2 protein-coding genes are annotated in these 1984 nt (G+C 39.7%); one reads left to right on the forward strand and one right to left on the reverse strand.

Going from position 1 to position 1984, the window contains the following annotated elements; genetic code table 11:
- Nucleotides 1-26 precede the first annotated feature (26 nt).
- Nucleotides 27-662 carry a hypothetical protein gene (locus QUB33_RS29310; protein WP_333358163.1) on the reverse strand — a complete coding sequence of 212 codons (636 nt, stop codon included), beginning with the start codon at nucleotides 660-662 and terminating at the stop codon, nucleotides 27-29.
- Between the two features lie 205 nt (nucleotides 663-867).
- Here QUB33_RS29310 and QUB33_RS29315 point away from each other — a divergent pair, with 205 nt between their 5' ends.
- Nucleotides 868-1824, forward strand: a complete 957-nt coding sequence (locus QUB33_RS29315) for an IS630 family transposase (protein ID WP_333358166.1) — start codon at nucleotides 868-870, stop codon at nucleotides 1822-1824.
- Nucleotides 1825-1984 lie beyond the last annotated feature (160 nt).

The following is a 1984-nucleotide window of genomic DNA, read 5'->3' on the forward strand; positions in this document are numbered from 1 at the left end:
ATGCAGTTCATGCTTCTGTTGACGCTCTACCTATTATCCTCTCTGGATAGCACTTTTACAAAACCGGGATGCTCCCGAATAATCGCCCCTGCAATTTCGCCATCTTGGATCGGAACGCCGTCATAAGTTGTCACAACTCCCACTTTATAGGGAGCAATTTTGTACAGTTTCAACTGTTCCGCTGTCATACTGTGTTTGGGAGCATTAACTGCTGTAATTACCGTAAATAATGCCGTATTTATCCGATAGCTGCCGCCCGTCAGAATGCCGAGTTGGCGACCTTTTTCGCCACCGCTTTTAAGAAATTTGCGATCATCTTGAAAATTGTCGCATTCTGTGATTTTGCCGAGGATGCGCTGCGGCGGAATCGACTCGCCGGCGGCGGCGATAATTAAAGCAATTTCACCTTGGGGAACTACAGTTAGAGACTCTTTGCGAACGTTGTATTGCAAAGAGCAATAACCCCAGTGCCAACCGGGGGGCAAAGTATCAGCTTGATATCCAGCTTCTCCGTTTAAGGCAATTAAATCTCCGGGCGGTAAAGACTTGCCGCCGAAGCTAAACTTTTTACTGACAATGCCAACTTCCCGATCGCCAATTACTATAGCATTTATCAGAAAGATGAGGTATGATACAGCGATCGCAAATGGTTTGTAAACCATCAATTATGTATAATGAGGTATAGCATTTCTTAGAAAGATGAGGTATACTATTAACTGACTTAAACGGAGTGAAAAATATAGAACCTCAAAATGTTATACAGCTCTAATTAAATGGGGCGCTCTTCGAGCAGTAGTCCCTCGACCCGCAGCAGTCACTAGAATGACAACTATCTCAAATTTTAGCAAGTATCACGCATCAGTAAAAATGAAAACTTATTCGATTGATTTTAGACAAAAAATTATGGATGTGTACCATAATGAACCGCTGTCACAAAGAGCAATAGCTAACCGTTTTTGTGTATCCCTAAGTTTTGTCCAAAAATTGGTTAAACAGTATCGTGACACCCAAAATATTGCTCCTCGCACTGAGCGATGTGGAGTCAAATTAAAACTGAATGCAGAACAACTGCTAATTTTAGCGGAATTGATTGAAGCAAACAATGATGCAACTCTCGAAGAACTCCGTTATTTACTGTACCAAAAAATTGGTTTTACCATCAGCGTAGCAACGATGGGAAGAATGGCAAAACTCTTAAACATGACGAAAGAAAAAAAAACTCTTTTCCCGTCAGACAAAGGCACTGACAGGGTTCAAAACCTGCGATACGAGTTCTGGCAAAAAATTAGAGAAGTTTGTTTCAAAGACTTAATCTTCATTGATGAATGTGGAGTAAACTTGGCAATGGTTAGGTTATATGCCCGGTCTCAAAAAGGTTCAAGAACCCAGGGACCAAAACCGAATAAACGCGGAAAAAATGTCTCAATAATTGGAGCTATATCGGTCAAAGAAGTCCTAACATCAGTCAATTTAATAGGTACAACTGATGGAATTACATTTGAGGCTTTTATTATCCGAAAATTAGTGCCAAAGTTATGGAAAGGTGCTTGTGTAGTAATGGATAATTGTACTATTCATATCGGAGAAGAAGTAGAAAAAGCCATTCAAAAAAAAGGTGCAAAATTAATATACTTGTCGCCCTATTCGCCGGATTTCTCCCCAATTGAAAATTTATGGTCAAAACTTAAAAACATTCTCCGTTCTATCAAGACATCTAATTATCAAGAGTTAGCAAAAGCCATAGAGTTTGCATTTAGTGAAGTTACATCAGCAAATATTTGGAATTGGTTTACTCACTGCTGTTATTGTACCTCACCTTTGTAAGAAATGCTATAGGTGAATCTAAGTAGGAGTCGAAATGTCACCCAATAAATCGTCAGAAAAATTCGGAGAGCATGAAGTCCAAGCGTAAGGATTCAGGTCAAAAAAGACTTAAGTATCAAAAGCTGGTAAAATAAACGAATGAAAAAGCCCGCAGCCACCA

Origin of the sequence: Microcoleus sp. B3-A4 (genome assembly GCF_036705385.1) — a bacterium.
In the GTDB taxonomy this organism is placed as follows: Bacteria; Cyanobacteriota; Cyanobacteriia; order Cyanobacteriales; family Microcoleaceae; genus Microcoleus.

Coding starts and splice junctions, on each gene's coding strand:
- QUB33_RS29310 (WP_333358163.1), bottom strand. CDS start 662: ATGGTTTACAAACCATTTGCGATCGCTGTATCATACCTCATCTTTCTG.
- QUB33_RS29315 (WP_333358166.1), top strand. CDS start 868: ATGAAAACTTATTCGATTGATTTTAGACAAAAAATTATGGATGTGTAC.